Origin of the sequence: Rhodococcus sp. IEGM 27, assembly GCF_033142305.1 — a bacterium.
Lineage (GTDB): Bacteria > Actinomycetota > Actinomycetes > Mycobacteriales > Mycobacteriaceae > Rhodococcus_F > Rhodococcus_F oxybenzonivorans.
Map to the genome: position 1 here is coordinate 274,573 of NZ_JAWLSG010000007.1, position 16,546 is coordinate 291,118.

Sequence of the window (16,546 nt, forward strand, 5' to 3'; positions counted from 1 at the left end):
GGGGATAATGGGGTTCGAAACGAATCCTGAACTGGAGGCACCACACATGGCGATCGCCGTTGTCCACCGAGACAGCCCCGAGGGCCGGGCGGCGATCGTCCACGCCGCCCGTGAGGCCGTGCATCGACACGAACAGCTCGTGGTTCTCTCCGTCGTCGACGAGGTTGCGGATGCGGACGCCGAATCGGATCGTTCCGCTCTGTGCGCCGAAGTCCAGGCCACGCTCGAGGGCAACGGTGTCGGCGAGGCCTCGTGGGAGTTGCGCACCGAGGCGGGCGATGGCGACCAGGTCAGTGCGCTGCACACCTTGGTGGACCGTAGTGGTGCCGACCTCCTCGTCGTAGGTACCCGACGCATGTCACCGATCGGCAAGTTCCTTCTCGAACGCTGGCTGCAACGGCTCCTCCTCGAGGTCGACATCCCGGTTCTCGTCGTCAAGGAAGAACTGCACGGTTCCGCCTGAACGTTCTTCCGGCGGCCGGGCCGGCGCCGCGCCTAGGATGACAGAGCGGGTCCCGGAACCAGGAGTACACCGATGGGGAGTGCAGCTTTCTACAGGGTGGTTGCCGACGCGACGGTCGTCGTGCACCTGGCCTTCATCCTGTATGTCGCCGCCGGAGGCTTCCTCGCCTGGCGGCTGCCGCGCACGATCGGCCTCCACGTCGCGGCCGTTGCCTGGGGTTTCACCGGACTGCTCGTAGGTATCGACTGCCCACTCACGCATCTCGAGAGCTGGGCCCGAGTGCAGGCCGGACAGGCTCCACTGCCGTCCTCCGGTTTCATCGACCACTACTTGACCGGAGTTCTGTACCCCGAGTCGGCTGCCGGCGTGATCCAGGTGTCGGTAGCCCTCGGCGTCGTCCTCTCCTGGGCCGGGTACGGCATTCTCCGTCTCCGGGCCCGCAGCACATTCGCGCACACCGCTTCCGGTCACGCTGGTTCGTAGCCCACGGAGCGGCTGGACGAGCTTGTAGTGTCGAGCCATGACAGACAGCGCACGTGAACTGGATCTGGTCGTCTACGGGGCTTCCGGCTTCGTCGGCAAACTTCTCGCCGACTATCTCGCCCGCACAGCGCCCGAAGACGTGCGAATCGGCCTTGCCGGACGCTCACAGGCCAAGCTCGAATCGGTGCGATCGTCGCTCGGCCCCCGCGCGGCACAGTGGCCGATCATCGTCGCGAACTCGGACGATCAGGCGTCGCTCGCCGCCTTGGCCGCCGGCACCAGAGTGGTCGCGACGACGGTGGGTCCCTACGCCAAGTACGGGCACGGCCTCGTCGCGGCATGCGCCGAGGCCGGCACCGACTACGTCGACCTCACGGGTGAGGTGCTGTTCGCCCGTGACAGCATCGACGCCAACCACGACAAAGCCCGGGAGACCGGCGCACGAATCGTGCACTCCTGTGGTTTCGACTCCATTCCGTCCGACATCGGAGTGCATGTACTCCACGAAGCCGTGCAGGCCGACGGGGCCGGCGAACTCACCGACACCACCTTGGTCGTCACCTCGCTCCGAGGCGGCGTGAGTGGAGGGACCATCGACTCCCTTCGGACCCAGGTCGACGTGTCGAAGAAGGATTCGGCGCTGCGCCGGCTCGCGGCGTCGCCCTATTCGCTCAGCCCGGACCGGTCTCAGGAACCCGATCTCGGGAAACAGTCCGATGTCAGCGTGGTCAACGGTAAGGACATCGCCCCCGAACTCGAGGGCTGGAAGGCGCCGTTCGTGATGGCGTCCTACAACACCCGCGTGGTGCGGCGCGGCAACGCCCTCCGGAAATGGGCGTACGGGCGCGATTTCAAGTATCGCGAGGTCATGAGCGTCGGCCAGTCTCCGGTCTCGCCTCTGATCGCCGGTGCCGTCGCCGTCGGTCTGGGCGGCTTGGTACTCGGCCTCAGCGTCCCGCCCACCCGCTACCTCCTCGACCGGGTTCTTCCCGCACCCGGCGAAGGTCCGAGCGAAGATGCGCAACGCAAAGGCCACTTCACGATCGACATCTATACGACCACCACGACGGGTGCCCGGTACACCGCTCGGGTGAAGGCCCAAGGCGATCCGGGGTACCGCGCCACCGCGGTCATGCTGGGTGAAGCCGCGCTCGGCCTCGTTCTCGGCGGCGATGCGCTCCCCGCCGCGGCCGGTGTCCTCACTCCGGCGACGGCGCTCGGTGACGTCCTGGTCAACCGCCTCCGCGACGCGGGTCTGGAAATCTCGGCACGCAAGTTGTGACGGTCCGGGCGGGTCGACGTGACAGGCGTCGAACCGCCCCGCTAATCTCGAACGACGTGCGCGGGTAGTCCGCGCCTCCTCTCACGGCATACGGAGTGTCCATGAACGGCTCGAGCGCGATGGCAGGCCCCGCGGCCGTGCTCGCTCTCATGCCGTTCTGGCCGTCGCGCCGGGGTCATGCTTTCGATCAGGGATGTTGCTGACCGGCCTTCGGGCCGGTCTTTCGCTGCCCTGACGTTCGCTTCCCCCGCTCGGAGTCCCGATGTTCAAGCTCTTGATCTTCACGCTGGTCGGCGTGGGTGCCCAACTGGTAGACGGAGCGCTCGGGATGGCTTTCGGTGTGACGGCCACGACCCTGCTCGTCGTCAGTGGGGTCGGGCCGGCGCAGGCGAGCGCTGCCGTCCATTTCGCGGAAGTCGGCACGACCCTCGCTTCGGGTGCAGCGCATTGGCGATTCCGCAACATCGACTGGTCGCTCGTCCTGCGACTCGGCGTGCCCGGCGCTATCGGGTCCTTTTTCGGCGCCGTCGTCCTGTCCCGCTTGTCGACCGCAGCGGCGCTTCCGGTGACAGCCACCATTCTGCTGGCCATCGGAATCTATGTGCTGCTCCGGTTCTCGATCCGGCCGCCGGCAGTCGACGGCGCCCGAACGTCCCCTCATACGGCCGCTTTTCTTTCGCCGCTGGGTTTGTTCGGTGGATTCATCGACGCGAGTGGTGGCGGTGGCTGGGGTCCGATCACGTCGAGCACCCTGCTCTCCCGCGGCAAAACTGCACCGCGGACCGTCATCGGGTCTGTCAGTGCCTCGGAGTTCCTGGTGTCCGGTGCGGCCAGTGTCGGCTTCATCTTCGGCCTCGGTAGCGCCTTCTTCGACAACCTGCTGATCATCGCCGGATTGGCACTGGGCGGAGTCCTCGCTGCACCCCTGGCGGCGTGGCTGGTGAGTCGAGTCCCGGCGACTCTGCTCGGGACCGGTGTCGGGGGGATCATCGTGATCACCAACGCACAGAAGCTCTTTTCGACGTTCGACGTGAGCGGAGCGCTGTCGGCATTCGGCTATGTCGTGCTCGTCGGGTTGTGGGCGGGACTGCTGGTGGTCGCATGGCGCCGCTCGCGCCTCAGCGCAGCGGAGGCCGCGGGCGACTTGCAGCGTTTCGGCACCGGCCACGAGCTGTCCGCACTGCCGGAAACCCCGGTGTTCGAGCCTTCCACCGGCGGGAAGGTCTGAACGCATCCGGAAGGCCGGACGTCGTCGGCCCCACGCCTTTACTCCCAGGTAACATTGGTCGCGATTCATGGCACCCGTCCGGTGCTCCGATAGCGGAAGAGTGAGGCTATTCATGACTGAGCGTGTTCAGGTCGGCGGTCTTCAGGTCGCCAAGGTTCTCTACGACTTCGTCGGGAATGAAGCTCTTCCCGGAACCGGAGTCGATGTCGACGCCTTCTGGGCCGGCGCCGACAAGGTTGTTCACGACCTCGCCCCGAAGAACCGGGACCTCCTCGCGAAGCGTGACGAACTGCAGTCCCGCGTCGACGGGTGGCACCGTGACCGCGCCGGCAAGCCCATCGACGCGGCGGAGTACAAGGAATTCCTCGAGGAGATCGGCTACCTGGTTCCCGCTCCGGAACCGTTCGAGGTCTCGACCGCGAACGTCGACACCGAGATCACGTCGACGGCCGGCCCACAGCTGGTCGTGCCCATTCTGAACGCACGGTTCGCCCTCAACGCCTCGAACGCGCGGTGGGGATCGCTGTACGACGCCCTCTACGGCACCAACGCCATCTCCGAGGAAGGCGGCGCGGAGAAGGGCAGCGGGTACAACAAGGTCCGTGGCGACAAGGTGATTGCGTGGGCTCGCCAGTTCCTCGACACCGCGGCACCCCTGTCGTCCGGGTCGCACGCCGACTCCACCCGGTACTTCGTCGACGGCGCGGAGTTGAAGGTCGAACTCGACGGCGGGAACGTCGCGACTCTCGCGCAGCCGGAGAAGTTCGTCGGCTACCTCGGTGAGAAGGACTCCCCCACGAGCGTTCTGCTCCGCAACAACGGATTGCACGCCGAGATCCAGATCGACGCCGAGTCCCCGATCGGCAAGACCGACGCCGCCGGTGTCAAGGACGTCGTCCTCGAGTCCGCGGTCACCACGATCATGGACTTCGAAGACTCGGTTGCCGCGGTCGACGCGGACGACAAGGTGATCGGTTACCGGAACTGGCTCGGCCTCAACCGCGGCGACCTGGTCGAGGAGATCGCCAAGGGCGGAAAGTCCTTCACGCGCAAGCTCAATGCCGACCGCACCTACACCGCACCCGACGGCAGCGAGCTCTCGCTGCACGGACGGTCGCTGCTGTTCGTGCGCAACGTCGGTCACTTGATGACCAACCCGGCAGTGCTCGACTCGGACGGCAACGAAGTGCCCGAGGGCATCCTCGACGCCCTCGTCACCAGCCTCTGCGCGGTCCACGGACTGTCCATCAGCGAGGCCAACGGCCCCCTCGACAACAGCCGGACCGGTTCCATCTACATCGTCAAGCCCAAGCAGCACGGTCCCGAGGAAGTCGCTTTCACCACCGAACTCTTCAGCCGTGTCGAGGAAGTCCTCGGGCTGCCCGCCAACACCCTCAAGGTGGGGATCATGGACGAGGAGCGCCGCACCACGGTCAACCTGGCCGCCTGCATCAAGGAGGCGTCGGAGCGGGTGGTGTTCATCAACACCGGATTCCTCGACCGCACCGGCGACGAAATTCACACCTCGATGGAGGCCGGACCGATGGTCCGCAAGGCCGAGATGAAGAAGCAGAAGTGGATCGCTGCCTACGAGGACTGGAACGTCGACACCGGTCTGGCCGCCGGACTGCAGGGTAAGGCCCAGATCGGCAAGGGCATGTGGGCGATGACCGAGTTGATGGCCGAGATGCTCGAGCAGAAGATCGGTCACCCACAGGCCGGCGCGAACACCGCATGGGTTCCGTCCCCCACCGGCGCCACCCTGCACGCCACCCATTACCACCAGGTCGACGTCTTCGCTGTTCAGGACGAACTGAAGGGCAAGCCCCGGGCCACCCTCGACGACATCCTGACCATTCCTCTCGCCCCGAGCACCGACTGGTCCGAGGCAGAGAAGAAGGAGGAACTGGACAACAACTGCCAGTCCATCCTCGGTTACGTCGTCCGCTGGATCACCGCCGGCGTCGGCTGCTCGAAAGTGCCCGACATCCACGACGTCGCCTTGATGGAGGACCGTGCCACGCTGCGGATCTCCAGCCAGCTCCTCGCGAACTGGCTGCGCCACGACATCGTCACCGAGGACGACGTGGTCGCCAGCCTCGAGCGGATGGCACCGGTTGTCGACCGCCAGAACGAGGCCGATGTGACGTACCGCCCGATGGCGCCGAACTTCGATGACAGCATCGCATTCCAGGCGGCGAAGGAACTGATCCTCGAAGGCGGCAAGCAGCCCAGCGGTTACACGGAACCGATCCTGCATCGCCGTCGTCGCGAGTACAAGGCCGCCAACGCCTGAGTACTGCGCACGGTCAGCGGCCCTCGTCATCATCTGGTGACGGGGGCCGCTTTTCCGGCTTCCGCTCCACGCTTCACTACACTGCGGGAGTCGACTTCGATCGACTCGACCGACAGGAGCAGGTAACCACGTGGGAAATCATCGCGGCGGAAAGGGCGCCAGGGGTATCAGTAAGGGACCCCTGATCGCGCTCGGCCTCGTCGTGGTGATCATCGTTGGGGTGTTCGGCTGGTTCCAGCTGGCTGACCGAATCGAAGATCAGGGTGCCGCAGCGGCCGGTGCGTGTGTCGAGGGTGGCAGTGTGCTCACTGTCGCAGCCGACCCGGACATCGCGGCAGATATCCGGACTCTCGCGGACCGCTTCACCGCCACCTCCCCCGTCATCCGTGATCACTGCATCTCCGTCACCGTCACGTCGGTCGACTCCAGCGAGGTGCGCGATGCCCTGATCACAGGCCCGGACGGCGCGTGGGACGACAAGCTTCTCGGCCCGCGTCCTGCATTGTGGATTCCGTCCAGTTCACAATGGGTCCGTCAGGTGCCGCCCGCCATCGTCAACGGCGAGGCTCGCCCCCTTGCCGCGAGCCCCGTGGTGCTCGCCGTCCGAGCCGAGTTCGAGAACGCCCTGACCACCGCTGCCGTCGAGTGGAAAGATCTGCCGTCGCTGCAGACAGGGCGAGGGTCATTGGCGACCCTCGGGCTCTCCGAGTGGGGAAGCCTGGGATTGGCGCTACCCGTCGGATCCGGCTCCGGCAGTACAGAATTGGCGGTCGAAGCCGTCGCCGCCTCCGTTGCCGGCGATTCTGCAGGCCCGATCACCGCCGAGCAGGCCGGATCAGCCCAGGTCACCTCCGCGCTCACCGGGCTGGCGCTCGGGTATCAAGCACTGCCCGGCGCGAAGCCGGCAACGACGCGCGAGGCCCTCACCCTCCTCGCCGACGCGGACGACCCGTCCATGGAGGGCATTCACGCGGTACCGGTCACCGAACAGCAGGTCTACCGGGCGCTGCGCGAGGCCCCTGGCTCCGGGGTCACCACTTTCATGCCGAAGGGCGCGACCCCGGTAGCGGATCATCCGGCGGCCATCTTGTCGGGGCCCGCTGTCGACGAGACGCAGAGCCGGGCCGCTGCCCAGTTCACGGAGTTTCTTCGCGAGCCGGAGCAGGGTCAGGTGCTCGCTGATGCGGGCTTCAGGGTGGAGGGACTTGGCAGGCCGGATGACACAGCCTTGACGTTCCCCGGCTTCCCCACCACGCTGTTGCCCGCGGATTCCGCGGCCGCCGAAGCGATGATGGGGGTCATCCGCAATCCCGTGACCGAACGGACGTCGACAATTCTGCTCGACGTGTCGAGTTCGATGGGTGCCGGCGAGGGAGCCACCTCACGCTTGACGAATACGACTGCTGCTCTGGCGGCCCACGTCAGCCGCTCGCCGGACGCCTCGAGCCTGGGGTTGTGGGAATACAGCACCAACCTCGACGGAACCCGCCCCTACACGACGGTGGTTGCCACCGGCCCGCTCTCGGCCGGTGGTTTCATCGAGGGAAGCCGCAGGCAAGCCCTGGGTGCCCGGCTGGCGAAGGCCGTCCCGGCCGCCGGCACGGCCACCTACGCCTCGCTCGAGGCGGCGTACAAGAGCGCGGTTGCCGGATACACCCCGGGACGCACGAACTCGGTGCTACTCCTGACCGACGGTGCCAACGACGACGGTTCGCTCACCCGCGCCGATCTCCTGGCGTCCCTCGCAGCCGCGGGCGATCCATCGAAGCCTGTTCGCATCGACGTCGTGACCATCGGGCAGAACCCTGATCTCAATACCCTTCAGGCCGTCGCCGATCGCACCGGCGGATCGCTCGAAAAGGTCCCCTCCTCGGACGGACCCGCTTTGGCCACTGCCATCGGCAAGTTGTTGTCTTGACCCTTCCCGCACCGGAACATCACCTCGCAAGGACACCGCTGACGTCGTCGACGGGTGCGGCGACACCGTGACAGAAAGCACCGCCATGTATCCGGAGATTCGACTCCCTCACCCGCTCGTACCCGTGTCAGAGCGGGCCGCTTCCCCCGCGGACGTCCGATGACGAGGGTCGTTGTTTTCGGCGTCGTCCTCGCGCTGCTCACCTGGTGGCTTCACCGGCGGCTCGTGCGGGCCACGGGCCTGACCCGGCCATGGTCCGTCGTCGTCGATGTCGTCCTCGTCGTCCTGTGGGTTCTTGCCGTGATCGGCGCCGGCAGCGGTGAGGTATTCGACACCGGATGGGCGCGACCTCCCGGCTTCGTGGGATGGGTGTGGCTCGGAGCACTGCTGTATCTGGTGCTGGGCCTGCTCCTGGTTGCGATCGGTTCGCTGGTCGTTCGCGTTGTCGCACGGTTTCGCCACAGGAGCGAGAGTGCCGAGCAGGTCGACCTGTCCCGGCGCCGCACCCTGCGCCTCGCGACGTCGGTTGTCGCGGTCGGCGCCGTCGTGGCCGCCGGATACGGGGTCGCCGAGGCCGCCCGCCCGAGGGTGGTACGCGTCCGTGTCCCGCTACGGCGCCTTCCTCCCGAATTCGAGGGTGTGCGCGTCGCCCTCGTGTCCGATCTCCACGTAGGTCCGGCACGAGGGGTGGGCTTCACTCGGGAGGTCGTGGATGTGATCAACGCTCAGGAACCCGACCTGGTGGCGATTGTGGGAGACCTGGTGGACGGAACGGTGTCCAAGGTCGCGCCCGACCTCGAACCCCTCGCGGATCTTCGCGCACCGATGGGGATTTTCGGTGTCAGCGGAAACCACGAGTTCTACGCCGACGACGGCGGCCGCTGGCTGGATGTCTGGGACCGTCTGGGCATCGCCACCCTCCGGAACCAACGTGTGGCTCTCCGCCGCGGCGACGCAACGATCGACATCGCGGGCATTCACGATTACTCGTCGCCGACGCCCTACGAGCCCGACCTGTCTGCAGCCCTCGCGGGACGTGACCCGTCGACGTTCGTGATGTTGCTCGCCCACGAACCACGGCAGGCGCTGGAGGCCTCGGATCTGGGCGTGGACCTGCAGCTGTCGGGGCATACTCACGGCGGGCAGATGTGGCCGCTCCGCTATCTCGTGCCGCTGCAGCAACCTTCGGTGACGGGTCTGGATCGGATCGGGAAGACGGTTCTCTACACCACGCGCGGAGTCGGCGCCTGGGGCCCGCCCGTACGCGTCGCCGCACCGCCGGAGATCACTATCCTCGAACTGGTGCGCGCCGACTGACCCGATCCGGGCCCGCCCCGGGTGAGCAGGGCGGGCCCAGCCGTCAGGCCCCTTCGAATGCCGAGATCGGCGGGCAGGAGCATACGAGATTGCGGTCACCGTGCGCTCCGTCGATGCGACGCACGGCAGGCCACACCTTCGGCCGAGCCTTGCCGCGGGGGAAGACAGCGACCTCTCGCGAGTACGGGTGGTTCCACTCGGCAACGAGGCAGCCCGCCGTGTGCGGGGCTCCGCGCAGCGGATTGTCGTCGACCGGCCACTCGCCTGCCCCTACCCGGTCGATTTCGGCACGGATCGCGATCATCGCCTCACAGAAGGCGTCGATCTCCTCGAGGTTCTCACTCTCGGTGGGCTCGACCATCAGCGTCCCGGCTACCGGGAAGCTCATCGTCGGGGCGTGGAAACCGTAGTCAGCGAGACGCTTTGCCACATCGTCCACAGTGACACCGGTGTCCTTGGTGATCGGACGCAGGTCGAGAATGCATTCGTGGGCCACCATTCCACCCTCGCCCGTGTAGAGGACGGGAAAGTACTCGTCGAGGCGGCGTGCGATGTAGTTGGCCGAGGCGATGGCCGTCAGGCTGGCCCGGCGCAGTCCGACCGCGCCCATCATCCGAATGTAGGCCCAGGTGATCGGCAGGATGGAGGCGCTTCCATAGGGTGCCGCAGAAATCGGTCCGGCAGTGCCGAGCTCCGGCGCCAGCGGGTGCCCGGGCAGGAACGGCGTCAGGTGGGAGCGCACGCCGATGGGTCCGACACCCGGGCCACCGCCGCCGTGCGGGATGCAGAACGTCTTGTGCAGGTTCAGGTGACTGACGTCGCCGCCGAACCGACCGGGTCGGGCCAGCCCGACGAGGGCGTTCAGGTTGGCGCCGTCCACGTAGACCTGGCCTCCGGCGTCGTGGACGGCAGCGCAGATGTCGGCGATCTCGTGCTCGTACACGCCGTGGGTGGATGGGTAGGTGATCATGATCGCGGCGAGGCGCTCGGCATGGTCCGCGATTTTCGCCCGCAGATCGTCGAGGTCGACGTCACCGTTGGGTCGGCAGGCCACCACTTCCACGCGCATACCGGCCATGACAGCGGACGCCGCGTTGGTGCCGTGGGCGCTCGAGGGAATCAGGCAGGTGTCGCGGTGGTCGTCGCCGCGGCTCAGGTGATAGTTGCGGATCGCCAGGAGTCCCGCGTACTCGCCCTGACTGCCGGCATTCGGCTGCAGGCTGACCGCGTCGTAACCGGTCACGTCCACGAGCCAGTTCTCGAGGTCCTCGATGATGCGGAGAATCCCCGGCGCGTCGCCGGAGGGTGCGAACGGGTGCAGTCGGGCGAACGCCGGCCAGGTGATTGCTTCCATCTCGGCGGTCGCGTTGAGCTTCATGGTGCACGAACCCAACGGGATCATGCTGCGGTCGAGTGCGATGTCCTTGTCCGATAACGCTCGCAGATACCGCAGCATCCCGGTTTCGGTGCGATACCGCGTGAAGGCCTCATGCTGGAGATAGTCGGAGCCGCGGCGCTGAGGGTGGGGCACCGCGGTACCCGGTTCGACGCCGACCGCACCGGTACCGCCGAATGCCGCGAGAACGCTCTCGAGGTGTGCTGGGGTCGTCGCTTCGTCACAGGCGATGCCGACGTGATCGGCATCGACGAAGCGGAGGTTGATTCCCGACTCCTTGGCTTTCGCCACGACTGCCGACGCCTGCCCCTCGACGCGAACGAGGACGGTGTCGAAGAAGTGCTCGTGCACCACGGTCACCCCGGCCTTGCGGAGGGCGGCGGCGAGCGAGTGCGCAGCATTCGCGACGCGCTCCGCGATCGCCTTCAGGCCTTCCGCACCGTGATAGCTCGCGTACATGGCCGCGAGAACGGCAAGCAGCACCTGGGCGGTGCAGATGTTCGACGTGGCCTTCTCCCGGCGAATGTGCTGCTCACGGGTCTGCAAAGCCAGTCGATACGCCTTGTCTCCATCGGCGTCCACGGACACGCCGACGAGGCGGCCGGGTAGCTGGCGAGCATGCTTGGTGTGCACGGCAAGGTACCCGGCGTGCGGGCCGCCGAACCCCATGGGGACACCGAACCGCTGAGTGGTGCCGAAGCAGGCGTCCGCGCCGATGTCGCCGGGCGGCGTGATCAGGGTGAGGGCCAGGAGGTCGGCGCCGAGCGCGACGAGGGCGCCGCGCTCGTGAGCCTCGGCGATGACGTCGGTGTAGTCGACGACGCGGCCGGACGCGCCCGGCAGTTGAGCGAGGACACCGAAGAAGTCACCGTCGGGCAGCCCGGCAGACAAATCAGCGACGACGATGTCGATACCGAGAGGCTCGGCCCGGGTCTCGACCACGGCGAGGGTCTGCGGGTACAGATCGGCATCCACCACGAACCGCGGCGACTTGGACTTGTTCGCGCGCCGCAGGAGTGTCATGGCCTCAGCGGCTGCGGTCGCCTCGTCGAGCATTGACGAATTCGCGACCTCCATACCGGTGAGATCGGCCACCATCGTCTGAAAGTTCAGAAGAGCCTCGAGACGCCCTTGGCTGATCTCCGGCTGGTACGGGGTGTAGGCGGTGTACCACGCAGGATTCTCGATGATGTTCCGGAGCAGGACCGGAGGCGTCAGGGTGTCGTAGTACCCGAGTCCGATCATCGTGGTCGCCACGGTGTTCTGGGCGGCGAGTGCAGAAAGCTCGGCGAGAGCCTCGTGCTCGGACACCGGGGCAGGCAGAGCGTCGAGCCCGTCGGCCACACCATTCGTGACGCCGTCGAGAATGGCGGCTGGGACCGCCTTCGACGCCAGGTCGTCCAGCGATCCGGCACCCACGACGTCGAGGATGTGCGCGAGTTCCGCCGCGTTCGGGCCGACATGGCGGTCGGCGAATGTACGGCTTCCAGCGTCGATCACGACAACTCCCAAGCAGTTCGGAGGACCAGGACCCGCCCCGCGCAGCGGTGCGTCCCTCCCCCTCTGTCGCCTGCTCTTTTCGAGCGCCTGAGAGATTCGGTACCGGCGTCCAGGTGTGGACGGGCCCTTTCCCCGTGGGCGGGTGGGTGCTCCCACCGCTTTCCAGAGACGTCGGAGCCCGCACGGTCCTGTGTGCCTGAGAGATTGACGGGGAGGTGCTGCTCCTTCGGCGCCCGAGTCCTCCACACACGATTTTCTGTGCATGCAGTGCCCGGAACTCTCCCGCACGGCGTCGACGCACCGTCAGTCTATGTCACACCCGCGACCAGTTCACGCACGCCCATGTCATGCATTTCTGCGGCGGAACACGACCGGGCGCCACCGGCGCTTGTCTGCCCGACGGGAACTTAGCCCGTCTTACGGCTTGCGCGAGTCTTCCGCCGGGACGCGAGTTCGTCTTCGGGACTCTGCTCGAGTGCGCCACCATCGGCACGCTCCGCCGGGAAGTCCGCGATGGTGCCGGTCAGCTCACGCATGGCACCGCTCACAGCGATACCGAACACGCCCTGGCCACCCTGCAGTAAATCGACAACCTCTTCGGCGGACGTGCACTCGTAGACGGTGGTGCCGTCGGAGAAGAGTGTGATCTTGGCCAAGTCGCGCACCCCACGCTTACGCAGATGGTCGACGGCCACACGAATGTTCTGCAAGGATATTCCGGTATCGAGCAGGCGCTTGACGATCTTGAGAACGAGGATGTCTTTGAACGAGTACAGGCGCTGGCTCCCCGAGCCGGCCGCCCCACGGATGGACGGCACCACCAGTGACGTCCGCGCCCAGTAGTCGAGCTGCCGGTAGGTGATTCCGGCGATCTGGCAGGCGATGGGGACGCGGTATCCGACGAGGTCGTCAGGCACGGAATCGTCGGGGAAGAGGCCCGGCTGGATCTCTTCGGAGCTGAACTCTGGCTCGGCAACGTTGTCGCCGGGCGCAAGATTCAGCGGATTCTCCTGCGGCCGATCTCCCACTGACTACTCCCTCTCGCATGTTGCACTGAACCCGACGATCAGTGCGCCTGTGACACGCGTCGCCAGTAGCCGCGGCGCATGCACCACAGCACTCGGGCGGCGTAGTCGCCACCAGTGACACCGAGCACATCCATACCCTGAACCTACTCAGCGTACGCCCGATCGAATCTGCAAGGCAGAAAATCACTGCACCGAACGCTATGACTCCGAGCAGTCAGGGTCAACGCAACGCGCCGGAAGAACCTCAACCGTTACTGGGCAACAGGAGCCCTAGCCGTCGGTGGCCTTGAAGTCGTCCGGCGAGACGGATTCGAGGAACTCTTTGAACTTCTCGACCTCGTCTTCACGCTCGTCCGGCATGACGAGTCCCGCCTCCGACAGAACCGACTCTTCGGCGAAAATGGGGACTCCGATACGCAACGCGATGGCGATCGAGTCGGAAGGCCGAGCTGAGACACGCGTGTTCTGATCGAACACGAGATCGGCGTAGAACGTGCCTTCGCGGAGTTCGACGATGCGCACTTCTTTGAGGGTGCGGCCAAGGGCCTCGATCAAATTCTTGATCAGATCATGTGTGAGAGGCCGCGCAGGCTCGACACCCTGTTGTTCGAGTGCAATTGCGGTGGCCTCCGTCTGCCCGATCCAAATAGGGAGGTAACGGTCGCCGTCAGTTTCGCGCAGCAGCAGAACAGGCTGGCTCTGAGGCTGCTCGACACGAACTCCGATCACGTGCATTTCGCTCATCGCGTCTGCCTCCACCCTGCAATGGTCCGTACGCGGCACACCGTGCCTACCAGGATTCTATTCGATTCGTGTCCGCTGTCGACCGTACAGCCGTTCGAGCGCAGCGTCGTTGAGAAGTTCCCCGTCAGAGGCGTGCCTGGCAACAACTCACCGGTCCAGGGCACCGCGCACAGCAGACTTCACCAGACACGTATGCAGAGTCAGCGACAACGCCGCCAGTTCCCGCACCATTTCCTCGGCGCGGTCGCGGGCACCCGCGTCACGTCCCTTGGCCACCGGCCCGGCTATCTGGGCCACCAGCCCCGCCTCACGGTCGGCGGCGAGCTTGAATGCCCGCAGGTGCCGCACCTCGAGGCCGAACTCGGACATCGCCCGCGCTGTGCGTGCAAGCGTCACGGCATCCTCGTCGAAGAAGCCGGCCGGGCCGGGCACGACGAGACCTCCTCGGGTGAGCTCCACGAGGAATTTCTCGTCGATGCCTGCCCGGGAAATCAGGTCGTCGCGGCTGATCCGGACTTCCCGATCGGTGAGAAACTCCTCGGGTGACACCTCACCCGGAGCGACGGTGAGCGCCCGCGGCCGGCGCGGCGACGAGTCGCCTGCACCGACCGTGGCCACACCTCTGTCGATGGCCTCGAGCTGCTCTTTGATGACCTTCAGCGGCAGATACTGGTCTCGCTGCGCAGTGAGGACGTAGCGCAGACGTTCGCAGTCGGCGATCGAGAAGCGCCGATAACCCGACGGAGTCCGCTGGGGGCTGATGAGACCCTCGGCTTCGAGGAATCGGATCTTCGAGATCGTCACATCAGGGAAATCGGGCCGCAGTCGATCCAGCACCGAGCCGATCGACATTCCCGATTGCGCCTGCTGCTGCCGCACCGCGGTCATTGGCTACCCGCACCAGCTGACGTCTCACCGATCTGCGAACCACCCGCGGTGGTACGCGGACCCGTCAGGAACACCAGTCGGAACTTCCCGATCTGGACCTCGTCACCGTTGGCCAGCACTGCCGAGTCGACCGGTTCCCGGTTGACGTACGTGCCGTTGAGGCTTCCCACGTCGACGACCTGAAATTCGTCGTCCTCCTGGCGGAACTCCGCATGACGACGGCTGACCGTCACGTCGTCGAGGAAGATGTCGCTGTCGGGATGGCGCCCCGCAGAGGTCGTCGGCTGGTCGAGCAGGAAACGTGAACCCGCGTTGGGTCCACGCTTGACGACGAGCAGAGCGGAACCTGCTGGCAGTCCCTCCACACCCGACACCGGAGCCTCCGGCGCCTGGGTTGCCGAGGAGGTGTCGAGCTCGTTGAGGAAGTCCGCGCGGAAGACCGACGTCGTTTCCGCCGGGGACTCCCCATAAACCGCGTCATTGCCGTTCTCGCTCACCGTTTCTCCTCCTAGTTCGATCATCCAGCAAGATTCGCTGGACTACGCAATGCCACTCGGTTCTACATAATTCGATATTTGTGCACATTATCTTCCGTGCACTGCCACAACCACAGTCAAACTACGGACCTGCGCCCCGACACGGCACATGCGTTCACCTCGACCGTACCCTGCGCGCGCCGGTGCGTGTAGTAAGACAGGCCGCCAGCACATTACGAACCGGTAATACGCCGCCGGAACGACCCGTCGTGACCGAGACGCGGGCCGCCGGGTTCCCGAGGCGGCGGAACACCGCTTCCTCAGCCCGCCGAGATCAGCCTGCGGTGATGTCCGCATAGGCTGCCGCATCCAACATCTCCGCGAGGGCGGCGTCGAGCGTCGCCTCGTCGTCGACCCCGAGATCGACGAGCCAGCCCTGCGCGTACGGCGCCGAGTTCACGAGTTCCGGGTTACCGTCCAGATCAGCATTTGCGGCAACGACTTTCGCCGTGAGGGGCGCGAAGATGTCGGACACACTCTTGGTGGATTCCACTTCGCCGAGCGATTCGCCCGCAGTCACCTCCTCGTCGACAGCGGGCAGCTGGACGAACACCACGTCACCGAGCTGGGACTGCGCGAAATCGGTAATGCCGATCCGTACCGTCGTGGCTCCGGTCCGCTCGACCCACTCGTGTTCGGCTGTGTACCGACGATCGGCGGGAATTTCGAGCTCACTCACAGTGGCGTCCTTTCGATGGCAATCCGCGGGCGGATGCGAAGATCAATTTCCGGGCTGAGCGTATTGGCGAGGTTTCGACTCCCGCAAGGCGGAGATCGTGACCTGCTGTGATTGTTCGATCTCGAGCTGTCCACCGCTGCGCGCGACGGTGTCGACCACCCCGCCGGGAATGTTGAGAGCGGCCGCGAGGGTGGGCGGATCCCCGATCGCGACAACGCTGTACGGCGCGGTCACGCGCTGACCGTCCACCGACAGATCGCCCGCAGACCCCGACACCCAGGAGTCGACGCCGATCCGGATGGGAGCACCCTGCGCGCCTTGCAGTGAGATGGCCTCGGCACCCGCCGCCCGCAACTCCTGCACGAGGTCGAGGAGCACTTCGGAGCCCACCCCTCTCCCCGGGTCGGTGATGCTCATCGTCACCCCGGGCCCCGTGGCCGGTGCGCTCCCCACTTGGATCGACAACGCGGTCAGGCGTGCACGTGCCTCATCGAGGGCGGCACCCGAGCTACCACTTCGCCGTAAAGTGTCCAACGTCTGCTCGAGGGAAGCGATCTCCTGCCGCAGGGCAGCCTCCCGCTGGTTCAGCGTATCGAGCACGACCAGGAGGTCCGCCGGGCTCGCGGAGTCGAGCGTGTCACCGGAGCCGGTGTTCTTCACCTGAGTCACAATCGCGATTCCCAGGCCACCGAGAAGAAGTGCTGCCAGCACGGCGAAGACGACATGAGATCGGCGCGAAGCCGATTCGTCCTGGTGGAGTTCGTGTCTGCCCTCGTGACCGCTCATTG

Annotated in this window: 14 protein-coding genes and 1 riboswitch; of the genes, 7 read left to right on the plus strand and 7 right to left on the minus strand. The window is 66.1% G+C overall.

Annotated features, from left to right (window positions below; genetic code table 11):
- Window positions 1-46: 46 nt before the first annotated feature.
- The 7 genes from R4P95_RS24415 to R4P95_RS24445 all read left to right on the plus strand — a co-directional run bounded on the left by R4P95_RS24415 (window position 47) and on the right by R4P95_RS24445 (window position 8,987).
- Window positions 47-463, plus strand: a complete 417-nt coding sequence (locus R4P95_RS24415; RefSeq protein ID WP_159921967.1) for a universal stress protein — start codon at window positions 47-49, stop codon at window positions 461-463.
- Between the two features lie 72 nt (window positions 464-535).
- Window positions 536-946 (plus strand): DUF2784 domain-containing protein, encoded by a 411-nt coding sequence (locus R4P95_RS24420; RefSeq protein ID WP_213572300.1) that lies wholly within the window; start codon window positions 536-538, stop codon window positions 944-946.
- Between the two features lie 37 nt (window positions 947-983).
- Window positions 984-2,228 (plus strand): saccharopine dehydrogenase family protein, encoded by a 1,245-nt coding sequence (locus tag R4P95_RS24425; protein ID WP_317744661.1) that lies wholly within the window; start codon window positions 984-986, stop codon window positions 2,226-2,228.
- Window positions 2,229-2,490: 262 nt separating this feature from the next.
- Window positions 2,491-3,456, plus strand: a complete 966-nt coding sequence (locus R4P95_RS24430; RefSeq protein ID WP_213572302.1) for a sulfite exporter TauE/SafE family protein — start codon at window positions 2,491-2,493, stop codon at window positions 3,454-3,456.
- Between the two features lie 112 nt (window positions 3,457-3,568).
- Window positions 3,569-5,752 carry a malate synthase G gene (locus R4P95_RS24435; protein WP_317744660.1) on the plus strand — a complete coding sequence of 728 codons (2,184 nt, stop codon included), beginning with the start codon at window positions 3,569-3,571 and terminating at the stop codon, window positions 5,750-5,752.
- 130 nt (window positions 5,753-5,882) lie between these two features.
- Window positions 5,883-7,670 carry a substrate-binding domain-containing protein gene (locus tag R4P95_RS24440; protein WP_317744658.1) on the plus strand — a complete coding sequence of 596 codons (1,788 nt, stop codon included), beginning with the start codon at window positions 5,883-5,885 and terminating at the stop codon, window positions 7,668-7,670.
- Between the two features lie 159 nt (window positions 7,671-7,829).
- Entirely contained in the window at window positions 7,830-8,987 is a 1,158-nt protein-coding gene (locus R4P95_RS24445) for a metallophosphoesterase (protein ID WP_317744657.1), read from the plus strand.
- A gap of 43 nt (window positions 8,988-9,030) precedes the next feature.
- On the opposite strand, the gene gcvP is transcribed toward R4P95_RS24445, so the two are convergent.
- From gcvP to R4P95_RS24480, 7 genes are all read right to left on the minus strand, one after another.
- The gene (gene gcvP, locus R4P95_RS24450; protein ID WP_317744656.1) at window positions 9,031-11,883 is read right to left on the minus strand and encodes an aminomethyl-transferring glycine dehydrogenase; all 2,853 of its coding nucleotides are present in this window, start codon (window positions 11,881-11,883) and stop codon (window positions 9,031-9,033) included.
- A gap of 173 nt (window positions 11,884-12,056) precedes the next feature.
- A riboswitch (glycine riboswitch) is annotated at window positions 12,057-12,178 on the minus strand.
- A 112-nt stretch (window positions 12,179-12,290) separates the two neighbouring features.
- A complete protein-coding gene (locus tag R4P95_RS24455) occupies window positions 12,291-12,911 on the minus strand; it encodes a MerR family transcriptional regulator (RefSeq protein WP_109329483.1) in 621 nt (206 codons plus the stop codon).
- A 270-nt stretch (window positions 12,912-13,181) separates the two neighbouring features.
- The gene (locus tag R4P95_RS24460; RefSeq protein WP_109335061.1) at window positions 13,182-13,655 is read right to left on the minus strand and encodes a bifunctional nuclease family protein; all 474 of its coding nucleotides are present in this window, start codon (window positions 13,653-13,655) and stop codon (window positions 13,182-13,184) included.
- A 147-nt stretch (window positions 13,656-13,802) separates the two neighbouring features.
- Window positions 13,803-14,543, minus strand: a complete 741-nt coding sequence (locus R4P95_RS24465; protein ID WP_159921951.1) for a MerR family transcriptional regulator — start codon at window positions 14,541-14,543, stop codon at window positions 13,803-13,805.
- Window positions 14,540-15,040 carry a glycogen accumulation regulator GarA gene (garA, locus tag R4P95_RS24470; RefSeq protein ID WP_109335060.1) on the minus strand — a complete coding sequence of 167 codons (501 nt, stop codon included), beginning with the start codon at window positions 15,038-15,040 and terminating at the stop codon, window positions 14,540-14,542. Before garA ends, R4P95_RS24465 begins: the two co-directional genes overlap by 4 nt.
- A 313-nt stretch (window positions 15,041-15,353) precedes the next feature.
- On the minus strand, window positions 15,354-15,758 hold the full coding sequence (gene gcvH / locus R4P95_RS24475; RefSeq protein WP_159921949.1) for a glycine cleavage system protein GcvH: 405 nt from the start codon (window positions 15,756-15,758) through the stop codon (window positions 15,354-15,356).
- Between the two features lie 42 nt (window positions 15,759-15,800).
- Window positions 15,801-16,544, minus strand: a complete 744-nt coding sequence (locus R4P95_RS24480) for a DUF881 domain-containing protein (protein ID WP_213572307.1) — start codon at window positions 16,542-16,544, stop codon at window positions 15,801-15,803.
- Between the last annotated feature and the right edge of the window lie 2 nt (window positions 16,545-16,546).